Source organism: Sporobacter termitidis DSM 10068 (assembly GCF_900130065.1).
Taxonomy (GTDB): Bacteria; Bacillota; Clostridia; order Oscillospirales; family Oscillospiraceae; genus Sporobacter; species Sporobacter termitidis.
The window spans coordinates 19,567-39,150 of record NZ_FQXV01000001.1 but is presented as its reverse complement, the minus strand read 5'-3'; the positions used below and the strand labels follow the sequence as shown (position 1 = coordinate 39,150).

Sequence of the window (19,584 nt, the reverse complement as noted above, 5' to 3'; positions counted from 1 at the left end):
CTTTTGGCGTTGCATCGGCCGGGGATCGACGTATTTTACTCCGAGACGATGTATCGTCCCGGAGTTTTTATTTTGCCCGAAATAACGAAAGGCGGGAATATCATGAAGGCAATCGAAACGAAAGACCTCGGTAAAACATACCGCGCGCGCGTCAAGGCCGAAGGCCTGGCGGCGAGCTTCCGCGCGCTGGTACGGCCTCAGTGGATATCTGTCGACGCCGTACGCGGGATCAGCCTGAACGTGGAACAGGGTGAAATGCTGGCCTTCATCGGGCCCAACGGCGCCGGCAAGTCCACGTTCATCAAGATGCTGTGCGGCATTCTGTATCCCACAGCCGGAGAGCTTTCGGTACTTGGCCTGTCGCCCGCCCGGGAGCGCCGGAAGCTGGCCATGCGCATCGGGACGGTTTTCGGCCAAAAGTCGCAGCTCTGGCTGCACCTGCCGGCCGTGGACAGCTTTACGCTGCTGGCCGCTATTTACGAGATTGATAACGCGGAGTGCCGGCGCCGGGTGGCGGAGCTGACCGAGCTTTTTGGGCTGGGCGAATTTCTGCATACGCCGGTGCGCAAGCTCTCTCTGGGCCAACGCATCCGCTGTGAGGTCGCCGCTTCATTGCTGCATGAGCCGGAGCTGCTTTTTCTCGACGAGCCCACCATCGGCCTGGACGTTGTGGTCAAGCAGGCCATCCGCGAGTTGATCGCGCGCCGAAACCGGGAGCACGGGACGACTGTTTTCCTCACGAGCCACGACCCAGCCGACATCGAGCAGCTCTGCCGCCGCGCCGTTGTCATCGATCACGGCGGCATCGTGCTGGACGCCTCTGTGGAAAGACTCAAGAGCGATTATCTCGGCAAAAAGCTGATCGATGTGCGCTTCGGCACGCCGCAGCGGATACCGGCGCTCCCCGGTGTCACGGTGTCGTCGGAGAGCGGCGGGCAGAAGGCCACGCTGACGGTGGACACCGCTGTCCGTCCCATCGGCGACGTGATGGAGCGCCTGAGCATGACGGGCAACGTCCTGGATATCACCATCAACAACCCGCCCATGGAGGATATCATCGCCGCCATTTTCCAGAAGGAGGCCGTCCGATGAAAAAGCTGCGGAAATACGCCGTGATCGCGCGGGTGAGCCTGAAAAACGCGGTGGCCTATAAGGCGTCCCTGTTTTCAAGATTTGTCTTTTACACGGTGTTTATCTACGTTTTCGTCATGCTCTGGCGCGCCATCTACAAAGAAGGCAGCGTCAACGGGTACAGTTACGCTCAACTGATATGGTACCTGATTTTTACGGAATACATCGGCTTTTGCTGCGGCACCGGCATCTTCAGTACCATGAACGAGGACGTCAAGTCGGGCGCCATCGCGTATCTGATTGGCCGGCCGGCCCATTACGTTTTTTATCAGTTTGCAAACTCTCTCGGCCTGTTGCTGCTCAATTTGTGCGCCTGCGGCCTGTTGGCCGCCGTACTGGGGCTCGTTTTTGCCGGGCCGCTGCCGGGCTTTCACATCAGCGTCCTGCCGCCGCTCCTCTTATCCGTCGCGCTGGCGGTTGTCATCAACTTCTTTTTCCTGATGCTGATCGGGCTGTCCTCCTTCGTCATGGAAGACAACGGGGCGCTGTTTTTCATTTATCAGAAGCTGACCTTTATGCTGGGGATGTTCCTGCCGGTGGAGTTTCTGCCCTCTTGGCTGCAGCCGGTGGCGAAAAGCCTGCCGTTTTCGTACGTGTACTGGGCGCCATCGAGGTTATTCGTGGACTACTCTCCCGCCCTCTTCCGGGCGCTCATTCCCCGGCAGGCATTGTGGGCGGCCGTATCCGTGGTGCTTGTCCTGCTCTGCTACCGCGGAAGCGTGCGGCGCCTTCAATTGAATGGAGGTTAACGATGAAAAAGCATCTGAAAATCGCCGCGTGTCTTTTCCGGCTCAACCTGGCGTCCGCCCTGGAGTACAGATCCAGCTTTTTGACGCAGGCCTTCGGCATGGCCCTTTCCAACAGCTCCTTCATCTTCTTCTGGTGGATCGCCTTTCAGCAGCTCGGCGGATATATCGCCGGATATTCCTTTCAGGACGTGCTGTTTATCTGGGCCACAACGAGCTCGGCGTTCGGCCTGGCGAACGTGCTTTTTGCCAACGCCGCCAACGTCACAAAGCTCATCGTCAGCGGCGAGCTGGACGCCTATCTCCTGCAGCCCTGCAACGTGCTCGTCAACGTCCTGTGCGCCAGGACCAGCCTTTCGGCGTACGGCGACCTGGCCTACGGCTTTATCCTCATGGGGCTGGCGTATCATGATACCGCCGCGGCTTGGCTTTGGTTTTTTGTCGGCGTCCTGCTCGGCAGCCTGCTGTTTTCCGCCGTCACGCTGACGGCGCATACCTTGTCTTTTTACTGGGGCGACGCATCCATGATCGGCCAGCTTACAACGGAGTTTGTCATCAACTTTTCCATCTATCCCGATAAAATCTACGGCCCCGCCGTGCGTGCGCTGATGTACAGCCTGCTGCCCATCGGCCTGGCGATACACGTGCCCTTGCGGCTTTTTCGGGCGTTTTCTCCGCTCACGGCTCTGGCGGCCCTGGGAGCGTCCCTGCTGTACTGCGTCCTCGCCGGCGTCTTTTTCAGCCGCGGCCTGCGCCGCTACGAATCCGGCAACATCATGGCAACGCGATTATAAAGGCGCGGCTGAAACAGCCGCGCCTCAGCCTGTAGACAAATCTATTTTCGAGATAAAAGCTTCGCAGAATTTCCGCCGCGCACGGCGGAAACACGATGGAATCCGTCATTTCCGGCGGCGTGTACGTCGGAAATGACACTTCTCATGCGGGGAGCGGCGGAGCGAACTGCATGCCGCTTTCTGTCGGCAAAGCTCGGAGGGCTTTGCCGACAGTTTGAGGCGCGGCTGTTTCAGCCGCGCCTCAGGTGATAAGCTTTCAGTTTGGATATCCGGTCATATAAAAATCTGTAAAGCAGCGATACGGCAAGACTCAGCAGGATATTCAAGGGGACGACGATCAGGACATATTTCTTGAAAATCGCCTCCTGCGTCAGCTGCCTGTCGATATGCGCGTAGACGATGCTGTCCACCAGAAAGCTGAACAGGTACATTTCCAGGGTAACGGCGGATATCTTCAGGAACACGGTACGCAGCCAGCCCGTTTTCAGGCTGATATTATAGAACAGCAAAACAATGCCGACGCTTTCGATCAGCAGAAACGGCGAGGAATAATCCGAGATAAACCAGGGATTACCGGGCGACAGCAGATGTCTTCCGGCAATATAGATAACCGACTGCACAAGCATCATCAGCACAATAACGCCCGCCGAAATCCAGCGGTTGACACTGGGCTTAAACTCTCTCAGATAGGCGCCGATCAGATAAAACAAAATAGGATACGCGGGCCCCGCCCAATAGTTTGGAATCTGGACGACAAGCTCGTTGGGGAACATCAGCATGACCTGCTCGTACGTCAGCGGAATCGAAACGAAGACGAACATGAGCAGCAGCAGGAGCTGAAAGCGCCTTTTATTTTTGTTCAGATACGGCAGCATCAGGTTGATAAACGGGCTGAACAGGAAAAGGCCGATGTACATATTGACGTACCAGCTGTAGCTGTCCGCCGTAAAATTCGTGAAAGACAAAAGGATTTTCTGCCACGTCATATCTGCCTTAAGCACGAACTGCTTGTACAAAATACAGAGAATCGAAATGACTATGTAGCTAATCAGTATCCTGATGAGTTTTGAGAAATACTTTTTCGAGATTTCGGCCCTCGACTGGAGATACCCGGTGCAGATAATAAAGAGCGGCACCGCGGCATAGACAAACCATCGAATAAAGGTTTGGAGATACATGCTGAAATCATTGACGGACGACGTATAGTATTTCGTGTTCAGTAAAAAGTGCCCGCAGATAACCGAAAAAATAGCGACCACCTTGATGATGTCGATCCCCGATATCCGCCGCTCTGTCTCTAGCGCCTGATCCGTCTCAGACGTCTGCGGCTCTGTCTTTACCAATTTTATCAATCCCCCACAGCATCATATACCTTAACAGGCTTTATTATCAAGCCCTTTTTAACGTCAAGGACCGCCGGGCAGTCTTACCCGGCGATCCTTGATATTTTATGTGACTGCCAGAGATTTGGCGGACTGCTCGCTTTTGAACTGGTTCATATACAGCTCAAAGTAACGCCCTTTCGATTTCATGAGCTGCTTGTGGCTTCCCTGCTCGACCACCTCGCCGTCGTCGATGACCAGAATCCTGTCGGCATTGCGGACGGTCGAGAGCCGGTGGGCGATGATAAAGCTGGTGCGGTTTTTAAGGAGCGTTTCAACAGCGGTCTCGATTTTCATTTCCGATTCCGTGTCGATGGAGCTGGTCGCCTCGTCCAGCACAAAGATTCTCGGGTCGGCCAGGATCGCCCTGGCAAAGGAAATAAGCTGCTTTTGCCCTGTGGACATGAGGTTCCCGCCCTCGCCGGCCTCCGTCTCATAGCCCTTTTCGAGCTTCATGATGAACTCATGGGCGCCCACCGTTTTTGCCGCCTCCTCCACCTCTCCGTCGGTCGCGTCCAGGCGCCCATAACGGATGTTTTCCCGGATCGTGCCCGAGAACAGATGCGGCGTCTGCAGGACATATCCCAGGGAGGACTGCAGCCACAGCTGGCTGCGCTCCTGGACGTTGACCCCGTCGATCAGCAGCTCGCCCGCGTTCGGCTCGTAGAACCGGCAGACCAGGTTGACGATCGTGGACTTCCCGCCGCCGGTGGCGCCGACCAGCGCGATGTTCTCGCCCGCATTCACCTTCAGGCTGAAGTTTTTGAGCACCGGCTCATTTTCCTTATAGCAAAAGGAGACGTTTTTGAATTCCACATCGCCGGTAATGGGCTCCCAGTTCTCCCGCGCCGGCTTGAAGCTGTCGCCATATTTCGCTGTGACCTCCGGCGTATCGGTAATATCCGAGGTTGCCGTGAGCACGTCGACAACGCGCTCCGCCGCGGCCTGGGAGGACTGGAACTCGGCGAAAATGCCGGCAAAGTTCCGTATCGGCTCGAACATCATGTTGCCGATGTTGATGAAGAAGTTCAGCTGCCCGACAGTCAAAAGGCTGCCCAGCACATCGTGCCCGCCCTTCACCAGCACAAAGCCTATCGCTACGCTGATGATGAGCGACGCCACCGGCAGGTAGACGGCGGAGATCATCGCCGCGCGCATCGTGGCCCTTTTCATGTTCCCCGTTACCGTGAAGAAATCCTCGTTATTGAGCTCCTCACGGACCAGCGTCTTTGTCGTCTGGGCGCTGGCGATGCCTTCGTTGAAGCCCGACGTGATCATGCTGTTATATTTTCTCGATTCGCGCTGGTACCTGAGGATTTTCTTCTGAAAGAAAATCGACACGAGGGCAAGGAACGGCACCGACGCCGCCGTGATCAGCGCCAGCTTGAAATTGACGGCAAACATCGCGATCAGGCTCGAGATGATCGCCATCACGCCCCAGCCCAGGTCGATACCGGTCCAGGAGATGATCTCCGTGATTCTGGACATGTCGTTTGTCAGCCTTGAGATAAGATACCCCACCGCGGTTTTGTCAAAGTAGGAGAAGCTCATCGTCTGCAGCTTGCGGAAAGCCGCCCGCCGGACGTCGGCGCAGAGATTCGCCTCCAGATATCCGCTGTTCCGGACGATCATAAGCACCGTCAGGCAGAGCACCGCCTGCATCGCGACGATCACGGCAATAAAAACCGGCAGGTGCCGCGTTGTCCCCGGGGCCATGAAGCCGTCGATGGCCCACATGGTCATAAAGGACATGGCAAGGTCGATGAGGCCGGCAAGCATGCCGCCGCCCAGCACCTTGACGTACGACTTTTTGTAATTTGCGGCAAATTTGAAGATGACCTTCCACGTGTCTGGCCTGATCTTCTTGTTTTGAAAATCCTTTTCGTCAATCATGCTCATGAGGCTTCACTCCCCTCCTCCCCGACGGCGTTCTGGATATCATACGTCCGCCTGTATAAGCCGCCCGTCGTCATCAGCTCTTCATGGCTGCCCTCCTCGATCACGTGCCCGTCCCTCAGGACGAAAATCTTGTCGGCTTCCATGAGCGTTGTGATGCGGTGCGAGATGATAATCGTGGTCACATTCCTCCGGCGCGCGGAGAGGGCTTCCCGGATGGCCGCGTCGGTTTTGGTGTCCACCGCGGAGAGCGAGTCGTCAAAAATCAGCACGTCGCTCTCCCCCATGAGCGCCCTGGCGATGGCCACGCGCTGCTTTTGTCCGCCCGAAAGCGTGACGCCGCGCTCGCCGACCACCGTGTCGTAGCCGTCCTCAAAGCTTATGATGTCGTCGTGGATCGACGCGCTGACGGCCGCCGCCCTGACCTCCTCCGGCACCGGCTCCCGGCACTTGATGCCGATATTCTGCAGGATACTCTTGGAATACAGGAACGGCTCCTGCAGGACGATGCCGATGCGATTGCGGAGGTATGTTTTCCCCACCTGCCGGATATCCACCCCGCCGATTGTAATGACCCCGCTTTGTATATCGTAGAGCCGCTGCAGCAGGAGCGAAACGGACGATTTGCCTGAGCCCGTGCCGCCGAGGAACGCCACCGTCGCGCCGCCCGGTATCGTCATGCTGAGGTCCTTGAGTACCGGGACCGTGTCGTAGGCAAAGCACACGTTCTCGAAGCGGATATCGCCGCTCAGGTCCGGCGTCAGCCCACGGTCCAGGTCTTCCTCCTCTTTGGCGCTGAACACTTCCTCAATGCGCCCCGCCGCCACAAGCGTGCGGCTGAAGTGGTTCAGCGCCCGCCCAAAGCCTCTGATCGGCCAAAAGAACAAAAAGACGTACGAGGTAAAGGCTGTGAACTCTCCGATCGTCAATCGCCCGTTGACGCACAGGAGAATCCCGACGATCATGATCGCCCCGATTTCCACGGCGCAGATCGCGTCCAGCGTCGCCCACAGGGTGGCGAAGGAGCGCGTCACGGTCATGGTGCGGTGCCTGTTCTCTTCGTTCTTCCCGTCGAATTTCTCCATTTCAAAGGCCTGCCGGCCGAATGCCCGGACGACGCGCGTCCCGGTGAGATTTTCCTGTATGACTGTGAACAGCCGCCCTTCGGCCTGCTCCTGGTCGTTCGTCAGCCTGCTGATCTTGTCAAAGAACAAGATGGAGGTCAAAGCCACCGGCACGACCAGGACCAGCGTGATCAGCGTCAGCGGCACGTTCAGGGAGAACATCACGAAAATGCCGACCAGCAGCATCAGGATCGTCCGGACCAGCTCCAGCATCATCGTGGTGAAGAAGCGGCGGATGGTTTCCATATCGTTTGTGGCCCGCTGGACGATGTCCCCCGTCTGGGCGCCGGCGTGGTAGGCGTAAGGGAGCCGTTGTATATGCGCGTATAGCGTATCCCGCAGCGTCTTGATGACGCCCTCGCCGGCGGAATTGTTGCACTTGGCTCTTATGTAGCGGACGAGGCCCAGAATCAGCTGCAGCGCGAAAATCACCGCCGCCATGATCCAGATGTTCCTCCTGATCGTCTCCACCCCGCCGACGGCGTATATGAGCCAGGAAAAATACCAAGGGGTACCGAGTGGCTTGCTGCCCAGCACCGAGTCAATGGTCACCGACATGAGGAGCGGCGACACGAAGGAGATGATCAGCTCAGCCCCCAGCAGCAAAAAACTCAGGAATATCGGCAGCCTGAACCCCTTGGTGTATCTCAGGACTGCCTTAAAATTATCGTTTTTCAAACAGAATCCTTCCCTTTCAAAGTACGGCGGCCTCCCCTGCTCCGCGCGCTGCCTGAATCACGGGTCAGAAAGGTCCGGAGCTTAACCGCCGTTTGCCTTTGCCGCCGCCGTGAGGCTCCAGGCGGCAAGGACCGGTAAAATGGCATACGAATTCAAGATTTCCAGAATACCCTCCCAAAAATGAGCAAAAAAATACCACAGGACGTTATCCTGCGGCAGCTCATATCGATTTCAAACCCGTCAGGTTCGGGCCGAAAGCAATCCTCTGCCACAGTAATAATATGCATAACTGGACACACGTCCGCCATGGCCGCGCCTGGACGCGTATACGCTAAACACTGCAATACTGTTCCGTTTCATTTTCGGCCCTCCTTTCAAAGTTTTTTCCATTGTATACCTATTGTCCGTCATTTGCAAGATATATTTCAAAATTTATATATAAATTATACATTTTGTGTATCGCTTTGCTTGCCAAAGGTAACCTGTCTTGTACGACAGGCTCTTTCGTGATATTCTAAATAAATATCGTCCAGAGAAAGAAGATGTAACGATGGATAGAAAAAACGTAAATGATATGCTCCATGCAAAGCCGGATAATTCTGGTGACGTTTGTATGGAGTAATTATAGTCACCAGACCATGCTGGCTTTGCAACTTGATGATCATATATCAAGGAGTGAGCCAAATTGGCATCAAAATATCAACGAATCAAACAGGTATTGACGGGCCTCAAGCAGCCCGATTATAGATACCGGCAGATAATGGACGCGATTTTCACCCGGCGTATCGGTGAATTTGAAAAAATGTCCATGCTGCCAACGCCATTGCGCAACGCGCTTGTCGATCAGTTTGGAAGCGCTGTGTGCGGCATCCGTCCGATAACGGAAACGTCTGCAAAACAGGTCGGCAAGGTCTTGTTCGAAATGGCTGACGGCCGCAGGATTGAAACTGTCGGCTTGCGCTATAAGCGCGGCTGGGAGTCATTCTGCGTATCCTCCCAGTGCGGCTGCGGATTCGGTTGCAGGTTCTGCACGACAGGCGCCTTAGGGTTTCAGCGAAATCTGACAGCTGATGAAATAACCGACCAACTGCTGTATTTTCATCTGAACCGTCATCCCCTGAGCAGTGTCTCGTTTATGGGAATGGGCGAGGCGCTGGCCAATCCCCACATATACGACGCGCTGGCAATTTTGACCGATCCACAGCTTTTTGGTCTAAGCCAGAGAAGAATCACAATTTCGACAATCGGCGTCCCATCGGGAATAAGGCTTCTGACGCGGAGCTTTCCGCAGGTCAATCTGACTTTTTCCCTGCATTCGCCCTTTGATGAAGAGCGAAGTGCGATTATGCCTGTAAACAAAAGGTTTCCGCTGCAGGAGGTCATGAACGTGCTGGACCGTCACGCGCAGCGCACGGGCCGAAAGATTTTCATTGCCTATATACTGCTGGACGGCATCAATGACACGCCGGAGCATGCCGGGGCGATTGCCGGGCTGCTCCGAGGCAGGGACCGCTGGGAACGCTTATACAACGTCGATCTGATTGCGTACAACCCAACGGACAAAACTCCCCAAAAGTTCAGGCAAACGAGCCACTATAAAACTAAACGATTCATGGAACATCTCCGCGCGGAGGGCCTACAGGTTACGGTAAGAACGCAATTCGGCTCAAATATCGACGCCGCCTGCGGTCAGCTGTATGGCAAATCAATCTGAATTTTGAGAATATCTTTTCTCATATCCAAGCAAAAGCAAACAGATGAGTTTTATCATGAACTCATCTGTTTGCTTATTGTTATAAAAGGTTTACCTATTAAAATTTTTAATTCAAAAAATCCTTCAGCTTTTTGCTGCGGCTGGGATGGCGAAGCTTGCGGAGGGCTTTGGCCTCGATCTGGCGGATGCGTTCACGGGTGACATTGAACTCCTTGCCGACCTCCTCCAGCGTTCTTGTGCGGCCGTCCTCGATGCCGAAGCGCAACCGTAAAACCTTTTCCTCGCGCGGCGTCAGGGTACCCAGCACCTCGGACAGCTGCTCCTTCAAAAGCGTAAAGGACGCGGCCTCCGCGGGCTCGGAGGCGTCCTCGTCGGGGATAAAGTCGCCAAGATGGCTGTCCTCCTCCTCGCCGATGGGCGTCTCCAGCGAGACGGGCTCCTGGGCGATCTTTAATATTTCGCGGACCTTCTCCACCGGCATGCCCATGTCCTCGGCGATCTCTTCCGGCGTCGGGTCGTGGCCCAGCTCCTGCAGGAGCTGACGGGAGATGCGCATGACCTTGTTGATCGTCTCCACCATATGGACGGGGATTCTGATCGTCCTGGCCTGGTCCGCGATGGCGCGGGTGATGGCCTGACGGATCCACCACGTGGCGTAGGTGGAAAATTTGTAGCCCTTGGAGTAGTCGAACTTCTCCACGGCCTTGATAAGCCCCAGATTTCCCTCCTGAATCAGGTCCAGAAAGAGCATGCCGCGCCCCACGTAGCGCTTGGCGATGCTGACCACGAGGCGCAGGTTGGCCTCCGCCATGCGCTTCTTGGCTTCCCTGTCGCCCTCGGCCATTTTCATGGCCAGCTCGATCTCCTCGTCGGCGGACAGCAGATTGACCTTGCCGATCTCCTTGAGGTACATCCGGACGGGGTCGTCGACGCTGAAGCTGTCGACCAGCGTCTCCGGGTCGATCAGCTCATCCTCGTTGAGGCTTTCAATCTCCTGGAGCTCCTCGATGTCGGGCGTGATCTCGTCCACCGGCAGGAAAGCGGCGTCTTCGCCGTCCGTCGTGTCGATATTGAAATTCTCCAGCGTGTCGTAGAACCTGTCGATCTGCTCCTGCTCCAGATTCATATCCTCCAGCACGTCCAGGAGATCCTTGGAGCTGAGCTTGCCCCGTTTCTTCCCTTCCTCGATAAGCGCCGACAGGCGCTCTTCGTTATACTGCTCCTTTGTCTTCTCGTTGTTGTCGTCGTCGTCGCGCACCTTTTTCTTCATATCCATGACTTTATCCTCCACAACCTGTTTTGTCTCTGTATTTCTGTAAAACGGCCAAGGGGTCTTCCCTGGCGCTTCTCTTGAGTCTTTCGGCTCTTATTTTTTCTATGTAATCCTGCATGGCCTTTGTGCCGCTGGAGAGGGCCTCCGGCTTCTCAATGATCATGGAGAAGCGGGACGCCTCCGCGCTGGTAAGCTCCGCGAGGATCGACGCGGGCGATGCCTCCAGGCCATCCCGCCGTCGCTTCTTTATCGCCTCGAATATTTTCTGCAGGAACGGCGAGGTAAATTCAGTCTCCTCGAAATCCAGGCTGTCGGCGGTCTCGATGAGCTCGCCGTCCAGGACAAGCAGCCGGATGACGCCCTCCTCGGCGGCGGCTGAGTAGACATTCTCGTACCGTATCGTCCTGTCGCCCGGCTGAAAGCCGGCGGAGACGTTCATATCCCGGACGTCCTGCTTCTTTTTCTCAGCGGACAGCCGGCGCTTAAAGGCCTTCTTGACCTCGTTTGTGACGGCCTCCTGGGAGACATTTGCCGCCTCGGCAACCTTGGCCGCGAAAATCTCCCGTTCGACGGCGCTCTGGAGCCGTGACAGCATGTCCGTGGCCTCGCCGAGATAGTTGAGGCGCCCCTCGTCCGTGCCGAGATCATATTTGGCCCTGATGGCATGCAGCCGGTAGTCGATGTGGTGCTCGCTGCTTTCGATGAGCAGGGCAAAGGCGTCGCGGCCGAATTTTTTGATAAACTCGTCCGGGTCCTTGGCGTCGCGCATCCGGAGCACCTTCACGCCCAGGCCCGCCTTCTCCAGCATCCCGATGGCGCGCTGGGAGGCTTTCGTCCCGGCCTCATCCATATCATAAGCGATGATTACATCATGGGTATACCGCGTCATCAGCCGCACCTGCTCCTCCGTCAGCGACGTGCCCAGCGAGGCCACAGCCGAATCGAAGCCCGCCTGATGCAGCGCCACGACGTCGACGTTTCCCTCGGTCAGGATCAGTACGCCGGATTTGGTTTTCTTGGCCAGATTCAACGCGAACAGATTCCGGCTTTTTTCAAAGACCAGCGTGTCCGGAGAGTTTAAATATTTCGGCTCGCCGTCCCCGAGGATGCGCCCGGAAAAACCGATGATGCTGCCCCGGACGTCGATCACCGGGAACATCAGCCTGTTGCGGAATGCGTCGTACACGCTGCTGCCGTCCTTTCGGCTGAGCTTGACGAGACCGGCGTCCAGAAGCTCCTGCTTCGTGTATCCTTTGTGCGTCATGGCCTCATAGAGGGCGCTCCAGGAGTCAAGCGCGACGCCGAGGCCGAACCGCGTGACCATGGCCTTGGATATCTCCCTTTTGGCGATATATTTCCTTGCCGTCTCACCCTGGGGCGTGAGGAGCGATGCATAAAAAAAGCGCGCCGCGTCCCGATTGAGCTCAAGGAGCCTGGCCCGCCGGCTCTGTGTCTCTTTCGACGTCGTTTCATCCGGCACCGTCATGCCCGCGCGTTTGGCAAGCACATGCACGGCGTCGGGAAAGGAGAGATTTTCAATCTCCATGATAAAGTTGACGACGCCTCCGCCCTTGCCGCAGCCAAAGCAATGATAAATCTGCTTGTCGACATTCACGGAAAACGACGGCGTCTTTTCGCTGTGAAACGGGCAGAGTCCAAAGAGGTTATTCCCGGTTTTCTTCGTCAGACGCACGTAGCTGCCGACGACGTCGACAATGTCGTTTTTTCTGACAAGCTCGTCGAGGAATAATTCAGGAAAAGCCATGCCCCACCGTTCCTTTCGTCAAAATCATGCACGCCGGCCCGGGCTCCAAAAAACCCCGGGCTTCAAAGCTTTGCGATGCCTCAATTTCCCGCCGCTGTCCGTTACGGTATTTATATCATATCGAGGAACTTTTTATACATCGAAATTGCATATCGGCGCGGAAATTTGCGCCTTTTCGGCAAAAACGCGCGCTTTATCTGACCTGCCAGGCCTCCGGGATAAAAAGCTCGCTGAACTGGTATACGGCGTACTTGTCCGTCATCCCCGACACATAGTCGGCCACGGCCCGCCGGAGACCGTCCGTCTCGGCAAGGCGTTTGAAATCCCCCGGCAGCTTGTCCGGATTCTTCACGTAGTATTCAAAAATGCCGTTTAGTATGCCGTAAACCTTCTTTTCCTCGCTTTTCGCCTGGACGTTCGTGTAAACGTTCTGGAACATAAAGCTGTGGAAGCTGTCGAAGACGAAGCTGATGCCGGGGCTCATGCAGATCGTGCCGCTGTCCAAGCTCGCGGTGATGATATCCATGATAATAGTGTCGATCCGCGCGCTGTAAGTATCGCCAAGGGCGCAGATAAACTCCTCCGGGATATCGGATTCCTTTAGTATCCCGGCCCTGAGTGCGTCGTCAACGTCGTGATTGATGTAAGCGGCCCTGTCGGCGATGCGGACGACCTGCCCCTCCAGCGTCTCCGGTGCGCCGCCGGAGGTGTGGTTCAGGATGCCGTCCCGCACCTCATATGTAAGATTGAGGCCTCTGCCGTCCTTTTCGACCCTGTCCACGACCCGGAGGCTCTGTTCGGCGTGCCGGAAGCCGCCGTCCTCCTTCAGGATATCGTTCATTGCCCTTTCGCCGGCATGTCCGAAGGGCGTGTGGCCCAGGTCGTGCCCGAGGGCGATGGCCTCGGTGAGATCCTCGCTCAGCTCCAGTGCCCGCGCGATCGTCCGGGCGATGCGCGATACCTCAAAGGTATGCGTCAGCCGCGTCCTGTAATGGTCGCCCTCCGGCTGGAGGAACACCTGCGTCTTATGCATCAGCCTCCGGAAGGATTTGCTGTGGATGATCCTGTCCATGTCGCGCTGGAAACAGGTACGGACGTCGCTTTCCGTTTCCGGAACAGCGCGTCCTTTCGAGTTTTCGGCGCGGACCCCCTGCGGCGATATCAGACGCCTTTCGAGCGCCTCCCGCTTTTCTCTGAAATTTGGCATGACATCACTCCAAAAAAGCGTTACAATAATCTTATACGTGACGGACGGCCGATATCCTTTATTTATTTCTCGGCGATTATCCTATGATTCGGCGCGAACGCCGCCGGACGCTCGTCTATATTAGACAAAGACCGTGGGAGGAACGTCATGCAGAGAGAATATGAGACCGAAAGGCTGCTCCTGAAGGTGCCTGATAAAGCGGAAGCGCCCGCCGTTCTGGATTTTTACTGGCGCAATCTGACGTTTTTAAGCGCCTGGGAGCCGGCCAGGGGCCCCGAATTTTATACGCTGGGCTTTCATGCCGCGCAGCTGGAAAAGGACCTTGCCGCCTTCGAGGCGCTCAGCGACGTGCGCTTCTGGCTGTTCAAGAAGGGGCGGCCAGAGGAGGCGGTCGGTTCCGTGGCGTTCAGCAATATCGTCAGGGGCGCTTTTCTGTCGTGCTTTCTCAGCTATAAATGCGACAAGGACGAGCTGAATAAGGGCTATATCACGGAAGCCGCCAAAAAAGGCATCGAGGTCATGTTCACGGACGCCGGCCTGCACCGCATCGAGGCCAACATCATGCCGAGAAACACGCGATCTTTCCGCGTCGCCGAAAAGCTCGGTTTCTACAACGAGGGCATCGCCTATAAGTATTTGAGAATTCACAACGTCTGGGAGGACCACATCCATATGGTCCTGCGGAATGAGAATATGGAATGACGGAATGATAAAAGCGGCCCCCTCGATGAGGGGGCTGCCGGTTATGGCGGCGATTATCTGCTGTAACTTCGGAAACGCGCGGGCTTCGGCCGCATCTTGATGCCGGAGACGATGCCCATCGCCGCGAACATGGTGATCAGCGATGAGCCGCCGTAGCTGAAAAACGGCAGCGTCAGGCCAATGACAGGGGTGAGGCCAAGGCACATGCCGATATTTTCAAAGGTCTGCGCAATCAGCATGGCCGCCATGCCGGTGCAGACGAGCAGGCCGGTGGTATTGTTAGACTTGATACCCACGACGACAGTCCTGATGATGAGCAGCAAAAGCAATACGACGATCAGAAAGCAGCCGACAAAGCCCAGCTCCTCGCCGGCTACCGAGAAGATAAAGTCCGTATACTGCTGCGGGACGGAGCCGGCCTGCGTCATGGGGCCCTTCAAAAGGCCCTTTCCAAGGAAATTGCCCGACGCAATAGCGTATTGACTTTGCGTGGCCTGCCAGGTTACATTGATATGCTTCGGGTCGATATTGGGATTATACGGGGCAAGGATACGATCCTTTTGGGTATCGGTCAGGATGGAGGTGTGCCACGCCAGAAGAATGACGCCCGCCAGCACGAGAAGCCCCAGAAGCAGCCATTTCAGGTCGATGCCGCCGACGAACAGCATCATAATCAGGATAAACAGATAGACAAGCGCGGACCCAAGGTCCGAGGACGAGAGAATGATGAATATGAACAGCCCGCCGAAGACCGCGACGATTTGCACGAGAGACAGCGGCGCGCTCAGCGTTTTCTTATCCTTGAAATTTGCAATCATTTTCGCCAGGATGATCGTATACGGGATCTTGACGATCTCGGCCGGCTGCACACCGAACGAACCGAATCGCAGCCAGGCCCGGTTACCATTGATTTCTGTTCCCCAGATAAACAGCGTTGCAATAAACAGTATGCTCAGAACGTATAATATTTTCGCCCTGTCGGCGATGGTATCCACGTCCAAAAGCGAAAACAGTACGTATAAGCCGATGCCGAGAACCAGCGAAACGATCTGGATATAGACGTTCGTGTTGGTGTCCTGGCTCCGTGTGGCGCTGTAAATGAGTATAATACCGTAGATCGAACTGATCACACATAGGATCAGCAGGTACATGTCCGATTCCCGTATGTATTTTGAGACGGCGTCAAATCTTCTTTTCACAGTGTTCTCCTGATTGTCCAGCAAGGCTGAACATATTCTAGCATTGTTTCATGAGCGCGTAAACAGTAAATTGACTCTTTAACATTTTGTTCATCGGTGGTATACTTCTGCTGATAAAAATTTCGGATGCAGGGTGGCTTCATGACGTTCATATCAAACAGCGAGGCGGATACGGCGGCCGCGGGCCGGTCGCTGGCCGGAAAATTAAAGGGCGGCGGCGTCGTGGCCCTCTATGGCGACCTGGGCGCCGGCAAGACGGCGTTCGTGCGCGGGCTGGCCGCCGGACTGGGGTACACAGGCCGCGTCACAAGCCCGACATTCACGATCGTCAACGAGTATATCGGCGGCACGCCGCTGTTTCATTTCGATATGTACCGTCTGAAAAACGAGGACGAGCTCTTTGAAATCGGCTGGGAGGACTACCTGCAGCGCGGCGGCGTCATCGCCGTGGAATGGAGCGAGAACGCCGAGCATTCCTTCCCTGGCGATACGGTGCGCGTACGCATCTCCAAAACCGGCGAGGAGCGCCGCACGATCGACATCGAATTTCCGGAGGGACAAGCATGAAGATACTGGCTATCGAATCCTCAGCCAAGTCGGCTTCCGTTGCGGTCTGTGAGGACCGCGCGCTGCTCACCCAGTACTTCCAATCAACGGGCCTCACCCACTCGAGGACGCTGCTGAAAATGGCCGAGGACATGCTGAAAAACGCGGACCTTTCCATACGCGGCATGGACGTCGTCGCCGTGGCCAGCGGGCCCGGCTCCTTCACCGGCATCAGGATCGGCGTTTCGGCAGCAATAGGCCTGGCATGGGGCGCCGATCTCCCCGTCTGCGGCGTCTCGACACTGGAGGCCATGGCGTATAACGCCGAGGAGCCCGGCTATGTCGTCTGCCCCGTCATGGATGCCCGGCGGGATCAGGTGTACACCGCCTCGTTTCTCAACCCGGACGGCAGCCTCACCCGGCTGACGCCGGACAGAGCCTTATCGCTTAATGAGCTCACCGGGGAGGCCATGAAAGACGGCAGGCCGTATCTGCTGCTTGGCGACGGCGCCTTAAAATGCCATGAGGCCTTTATGGCCGCCGGCATCGCCTGCCGGCTCGCGCCGCCTCTTCTGCGCCCCCAGAGCGCCTGGGGCGTCGCCTGCGCCTCCCTGAACGCGCCGAAGCTGACGCCGGACGCGCTGCGGCCGAACTATCTCCGCCTGTCCCAGGCCGAGCGGGAACGCGCCGAAAAAGCGGCCAAAGCTTAACACAGACTCTATATATCAATTATCATGCAATTTTGCCTTTATCAAACAGCATGATGAATAATCTTTTCGGTTGGCCGGCGAGATCGAATAGATAAATAAGACGCCGGAAAGAAAGGATGAATAATATGGGTGCACTTCACGTTCTGGACCATCCTCTGCTCCAGCACAAGCTGTCGATCATCAGGGACAAGAATACGAGCGTCAAGGAATTCCGCGAGCTCATTTCCGAAATTGCAACGCTCATGTGCTATGAGGCGACGCGCGATCTGCCCGTCGAGGTCTGTGAGGTTGAAACGCCTGTTGCCGTTGCCACGGTCAAAAAAATCGCCGGCAAAAAGCTGGCCGTCGTCCCGATTTTGCGTGCCGGACTCGGTATGGTGGACGGCATGCTGACGCTTGTCCCCTCGGCGAAGGTCGGCCATATCGGCCTTTACAGGGACCCCGACACGCTGGAGCCCGTGGAATACTACTGCAAGCTGCCCAAGGACATCTCCGAGCGCGAGGTCTACATCGTGGACCCGATGCTCGCCACCGGCGGCAGCGCCACGGCCGCCATCCAGTTCATCAAAAATTACGGCTGCCAGCACATCAAGCTCATGTGCATCATCTCCGCCCCCGAGGGCTTGAGGCGTATCCAGAACGACCATCCGGACGTGGACATTTTTGTCGCCTCCGTCGATGAAAAGCTCAACGACCACGGTTACATCATCCCCGGCCTCGGGGACGCCGGCGACAGGATTTTCGGCACGAAGTAAAAAGGTTTCGCATCATAAAATAACGACCGCCGCGACTTTTCGGGCGATCGGATTTTTTCAGGTACAGGGTACGCAGTATTCTGTACCCTTTCCCTTTTTCCGCGGTTTTCGTCAAAAAGAGCGCTGCCGGCGCAGCTTTCGCGTATCAGCCGCCGGTCTATTTCGAGGAATGAAGCGAGGATGGCAATGATCACTTTGCAGAACATCAACAAATCCTTCAAGATTGCCAAAAGGAAGCCCGGCTTTGGGCAGGCGGTCAAAGCGCTGTTCTCCCGCGAGTATGAGACCGTCCGCGCGCTGCGGGACGTGAGCTTTACGATAGGCGACGGGGAAATGGTCGGTTACATAGGGCCCAACGGCGCGGGAAAAAGCACGACGATCAAGCTCATGTGCGGCGTTTTGACGCCCGACAGCGGCACCTGCTGCATAGACGGACGCACGCCCTGGCGGGACAGGATCGCGCACGCGGGGAATATCGGCGTCGTCTTCGGCCAGCGCAGCCAGCTGTGGTGGGACGTACCCGTCTGCGACAGCTTTGAGCTGATCCGGGATATCTATAAGGTCGCTCAGCCGGAGTACCGGCGGAACCTTGAAGAGCTTGTGGCGCTTTTAGATCTGTCGGAGCTTTTGAAAACGCCCACGCGCAGCCTCAGTCTCGGACAGAGGATGCGCTGCGAGCTGGCGGCGTCGCTGCTGCACAGCCCTAAAATCCTCTTTCTGGACGAGCCGACCATCGGCCTGGATGCCGTGTCAAAAATCGCTGTCCGGCAATTCATCAAAAAGCTCAACGGAGAGCGCGGCACGACAGTCATCCTGACGACCCACGACATGCAGGATATCGAAGCTTTGACCGAGCGCATCTTGCTCATCGGCAAAGGCCAGATTTTGCTTGACGGCAGCCTGCAGGAGCTCAAAAAGCTCGCTTCCAAAAAGAAAACGGTGGTATTTGAATACAGCGGTGAGATTACCGCGCTTCGCGCCGGGCTGGCGATCGCCGAGCAAAAGGAGGGCCGGCTCGTTATAGAGCTCGACCCCGAGGTATGCGCCGTTTCAGACGCCATCGCCCACGTGTCCTCGCAGGTGGAGGTGCTGGACATTTCCGTATCGGACATCAGCGCCGAGGAAATGGTGGCCGGCCTTTATAAGGAGTACCACATATGAAAAAATACTGGGCGGTATTCCGGATACGGTTTTCAAACAGCCTGCAGTACCGCGCGGCGGCGCTGGCGGGCGTCGTCACGCAATTTGCCTGGGGCGCCATGGAGCTGCTGGCGTTTTTGGCTTTCTACAAAGCCAATCCTGCCGCCTTCCCAATGGGCTTTTCCCAGACGGTCTCCTATATCTGGCTGCAGCAGGCCTTTCTGGCGCTGTTCATGGTCTGGTTTTTTGAAGGTGAGATTTTCGACGCCATCTCCGACGGCGGGATCGCCTATGACCTGGCCCGCCCTGTGGATCTGTACAGCCGCTGGTTTTGCCAGTCGGCGGCCACAAGGCTCGCCAAGGCCGTGCTGCGCTGCCTGCCGATACTCGTTGTCGCCTTTATCGTGCCGGCGCCGCTCCGGCTGTCCCTGCCCGCGGGGGCGGGTCAATTTCTGCTGTTTCTTGTCTCGATGGCGCTCGGCCTGGGCGTCGTGGTGTCCTTTTCCATGATCGTCTATATAACGACCTTTTACACGCTCTCGCCCATGGGCGTCAGGCTGATCGCCGTCGCCCTGGGCGACTTTCTGGCCGGCTCGGTCATCCCCCTGCCCTTTTTCCCCGCCCCCTTTCGGGCTGTGGCGGAGCTTTTGCCCTTTGCCGCCATGCAGAATATGCCGCTGAGAATATACAGCGGCAACATCGCCGGTGCGGCGGCGGCCCAGGGTATCCTCCTGCAGCTTTTCTGGCTGGCCGCGCTTGTCGGGCTCGGCCGACTGATGATGAAAAACGCGCTGAAAAAAGTCGTCGTACAGGGGGGCTGAC

General features: G+C 56.6%; 17 protein-coding genes. 10 read left to right on the top strand and 7 right to left on the bottom strand.

Features of this window, described 5'->3' with window-relative positions; all coding sequences use genetic code 11:
* Positions 1-102: 102 nt before the first annotated feature.
* Genes BUB60_RS00175 through BUB60_RS20000 form a run of 3 tightly spaced genes read left to right on the top strand, consistent with a single transcriptional unit; the run spans position 103 to position 2,671 of the window.
* Positions 103-1,092 (top strand): ABC transporter ATP-binding protein, encoded by a 990-nt coding sequence (locus BUB60_RS00175; protein ID WP_073076225.1) that lies wholly within the window; start codon positions 103-105, stop codon positions 1,090-1,092.
* The gene (locus BUB60_RS20005) at positions 1,089-1,880 is read left to right on the top strand and encodes an ABC transporter permease (protein ID WP_073075638.1); all 792 of its coding nucleotides are present in this window, start codon (positions 1,089-1,091) and stop codon (positions 1,878-1,880) included. Before BUB60_RS00175 ends, BUB60_RS20005 begins: the two co-directional genes overlap by 4 nt.
* A gap of 2 nt (positions 1,881-1,882) precedes the next feature.
* Entirely contained in the window at positions 1,883-2,671 is a 789-nt protein-coding gene (locus BUB60_RS20000; protein ID WP_073075637.1) for an ABC transporter permease, read from the top strand.
* Between the two features lie 230 nt (positions 2,672-2,901).
* On the opposite strand, the gene BUB60_RS00160 is transcribed toward BUB60_RS20000, so the two are convergent.
* The 3 genes from BUB60_RS00160 to BUB60_RS00150 form a co-directional block, all read right to left on the bottom strand.
* On the bottom strand, positions 2,902-4,014 hold the full coding sequence (locus BUB60_RS00160) for an acyltransferase (protein WP_073075636.1): 1,113 nt from the start codon (positions 4,012-4,014) through the stop codon (positions 2,902-2,904).
* A 105-nt stretch (positions 4,015-4,119) separates the two neighbouring features.
* Positions 4,120-5,952 (bottom strand): ABC transporter ATP-binding protein, encoded by a 1,833-nt coding sequence (locus BUB60_RS00155; protein WP_073075635.1) that lies wholly within the window; start codon positions 5,950-5,952, stop codon positions 4,120-4,122.
* Positions 5,949-7,751, bottom strand: a complete 1,803-nt coding sequence (locus BUB60_RS00150; protein WP_073075634.1) for an ABC transporter ATP-binding protein — start codon at positions 7,749-7,751, stop codon at positions 5,949-5,951. Before BUB60_RS00150 ends, BUB60_RS00155 begins: the two co-directional genes overlap by 4 nt.
* A gap of 685 nt (positions 7,752-8,436) precedes the next feature.
* Here BUB60_RS00150 and BUB60_RS00145 point away from each other — a divergent pair.
* Entirely contained in the window at positions 8,437-9,465 is a 1,029-nt protein-coding gene (locus BUB60_RS00145; RefSeq protein ID WP_073075633.1) for a Cfr family 23S rRNA (adenine(2503)-C(8))-methyltransferase, read from the top strand.
* 106 nt (positions 9,466-9,571) lie between these two features.
* Here the strand turns inward: BUB60_RS00145 and rpoD are convergent, their stop codons facing one another.
* From rpoD to BUB60_RS00130, 3 genes are all read right to left on the bottom strand, one after another.
* On the bottom strand, positions 9,572-10,741 hold the full coding sequence (gene rpoD, locus BUB60_RS00140; RefSeq protein WP_423242336.1) for an RNA polymerase sigma factor RpoD: 1,170 nt from the start codon (positions 10,739-10,741) through the stop codon (positions 9,572-9,574).
* Between the two features lie 4 nt (positions 10,742-10,745).
* A complete protein-coding gene (gene dnaG / locus BUB60_RS00135; RefSeq protein ID WP_073075632.1) occupies positions 10,746-12,503 on the bottom strand; it encodes a DNA primase in 1,758 nt (585 codons plus the stop codon).
* A gap of 193 nt (positions 12,504-12,696) precedes the next feature.
* Positions 12,697-13,710, bottom strand: coding sequence for a deoxyguanosinetriphosphate triphosphohydrolase (locus BUB60_RS00130; RefSeq protein WP_073075631.1), 1,014 nt, complete (start codon positions 13,708-13,710; stop codon positions 12,697-12,699).
* A gap of 147 nt (positions 13,711-13,857) precedes the next feature.
* Here BUB60_RS00130 and BUB60_RS00125 point away from each other — a divergent pair, with 147 nt between their 5' ends.
* Positions 13,858-14,412: a GNAT family N-acetyltransferase gene (locus BUB60_RS00125; protein WP_073075630.1), complete on the top strand. Its 555-nt coding sequence runs from the start codon at positions 13,858-13,860 to the stop codon at positions 14,410-14,412.
* 53 nt (positions 14,413-14,465) lie between these two features.
* Here the strand turns inward: BUB60_RS00125 and BUB60_RS00120 are convergent, their stop codons facing one another.
* A complete protein-coding gene (locus BUB60_RS00120) occupies positions 14,466-15,611 on the bottom strand; it encodes an FtsW/RodA/SpoVE family cell cycle protein (RefSeq protein WP_084726116.1) in 1,146 nt (381 codons plus the stop codon).
* A gap of 141 nt (positions 15,612-15,752) precedes the next feature.
* Between BUB60_RS00120 and tsaE the strand changes: the two genes are divergently transcribed.
* From tsaE to BUB60_RS00095, 5 genes are all read left to right on the top strand, one after another.
* Positions 15,753-16,178, top strand: coding sequence for a tRNA (adenosine(37)-N6)-threonylcarbamoyltransferase complex ATPase subunit type 1 TsaE (gene tsaE, locus BUB60_RS00115; protein ID WP_073075629.1), 426 nt, complete (start codon positions 15,753-15,755; stop codon positions 16,176-16,178).
* Positions 16,175-16,867, top strand: coding sequence for a tRNA (adenosine(37)-N6)-threonylcarbamoyltransferase complex dimerization subunit type 1 TsaB (gene tsaB, locus BUB60_RS00110; protein ID WP_073075628.1), 693 nt, complete (start codon positions 16,175-16,177; stop codon positions 16,865-16,867). Before tsaE ends, tsaB begins: the two co-directional genes overlap by 4 nt.
* 125 nt (positions 16,868-16,992) lie before the next feature.
* The gene (upp, locus tag BUB60_RS00105) at positions 16,993-17,622 is read left to right on the top strand and encodes a uracil phosphoribosyltransferase (RefSeq protein ID WP_073075627.1); all 630 of its coding nucleotides are present in this window, start codon (positions 16,993-16,995) and stop codon (positions 17,620-17,622) included.
* A gap of 186 nt (positions 17,623-17,808) precedes the next feature.
* Positions 17,809-18,783 carry an ABC transporter ATP-binding protein gene (locus BUB60_RS00100; protein WP_073075626.1) on the top strand — a complete coding sequence of 325 codons (975 nt, stop codon included), beginning with the start codon at positions 17,809-17,811 and terminating at the stop codon, positions 18,781-18,783.
* Positions 18,780-19,583, top strand: coding sequence for an ABC transporter permease (locus tag BUB60_RS00095; RefSeq protein ID WP_073075625.1), 804 nt, complete (start codon positions 18,780-18,782; stop codon positions 19,581-19,583). The genes BUB60_RS00100 and BUB60_RS00095 overlap by 4 nt, the downstream gene beginning before the upstream one ends.
* The last annotated feature ends 1 nt before the right edge of the window (position 19,584 follow it).

Bases quoted from the DNA above. Each gene is read 5' to 3' on its own strand.
- BUB60_RS00175 (WP_073076225.1), top strand. From the start codon at position 103: ATGAAGGCAATCGAAACGAAAGACCTCGGTAAAACATACCGCGCGCGC.
- BUB60_RS20005 (WP_073075638.1), top strand. From the start codon at position 1,089: ATGAAAAAGCTGCGGAAATACGCCGTGATCGCGCGGGTGAGCCTGAAA.
- BUB60_RS20000 (WP_073075637.1), top strand. From the start codon at position 1,883: ATGAAAAAGCATCTGAAAATCGCCGCGTGTCTTTTCCGGCTCAACCTG.
- BUB60_RS00155 (WP_073075635.1), bottom strand. From the start codon at position 5,952: ATGAGCATGATTGACGAAAAGGATTTTCAAAACAAGAAGATCAGGCCA.
- rpoD (WP_423242336.1), bottom strand. From the start codon at position 10,741: ATGGATATGAAGAAAAAGGTGCGCGACGACGACGACAACAACGAGAAG.
- dnaG (WP_073075632.1), bottom strand. From the start codon at position 12,503: ATGGCTTTTCCTGAATTATTCCTCGACGAGCTTGTCAGAAAAAACGAC.
- BUB60_RS00130 (WP_073075631.1), bottom strand. From the start codon at position 13,710: ATGCCAAATTTCAGAGAAAAGCGGGAGGCGCTCGAAAGGCGTCTGATA.
- BUB60_RS00125 (WP_073075630.1), top strand. From the start codon at position 13,858: ATGCAGAGAGAATATGAGACCGAAAGGCTGCTCCTGAAGGTGCCTGAT.
- tsaE (WP_073075629.1), top strand. From the start codon at position 15,753: ATGACGTTCATATCAAACAGCGAGGCGGATACGGCGGCCGCGGGCCGG.
- tsaB (WP_073075628.1), top strand. From the start codon at position 16,175: ATGAAGATACTGGCTATCGAATCCTCAGCCAAGTCGGCTTCCGTTGCG.
- upp (WP_073075627.1), top strand. From the start codon at position 16,993: ATGGGTGCACTTCACGTTCTGGACCATCCTCTGCTCCAGCACAAGCTG.
- BUB60_RS00100 (WP_073075626.1), top strand. From the start codon at position 17,809: ATGATCACTTTGCAGAACATCAACAAATCCTTCAAGATTGCCAAAAGG.
- BUB60_RS00095 (WP_073075625.1), top strand. From the start codon at position 18,780: ATGAAAAAATACTGGGCGGTATTCCGGATACGGTTTTCAAACAGCCTG.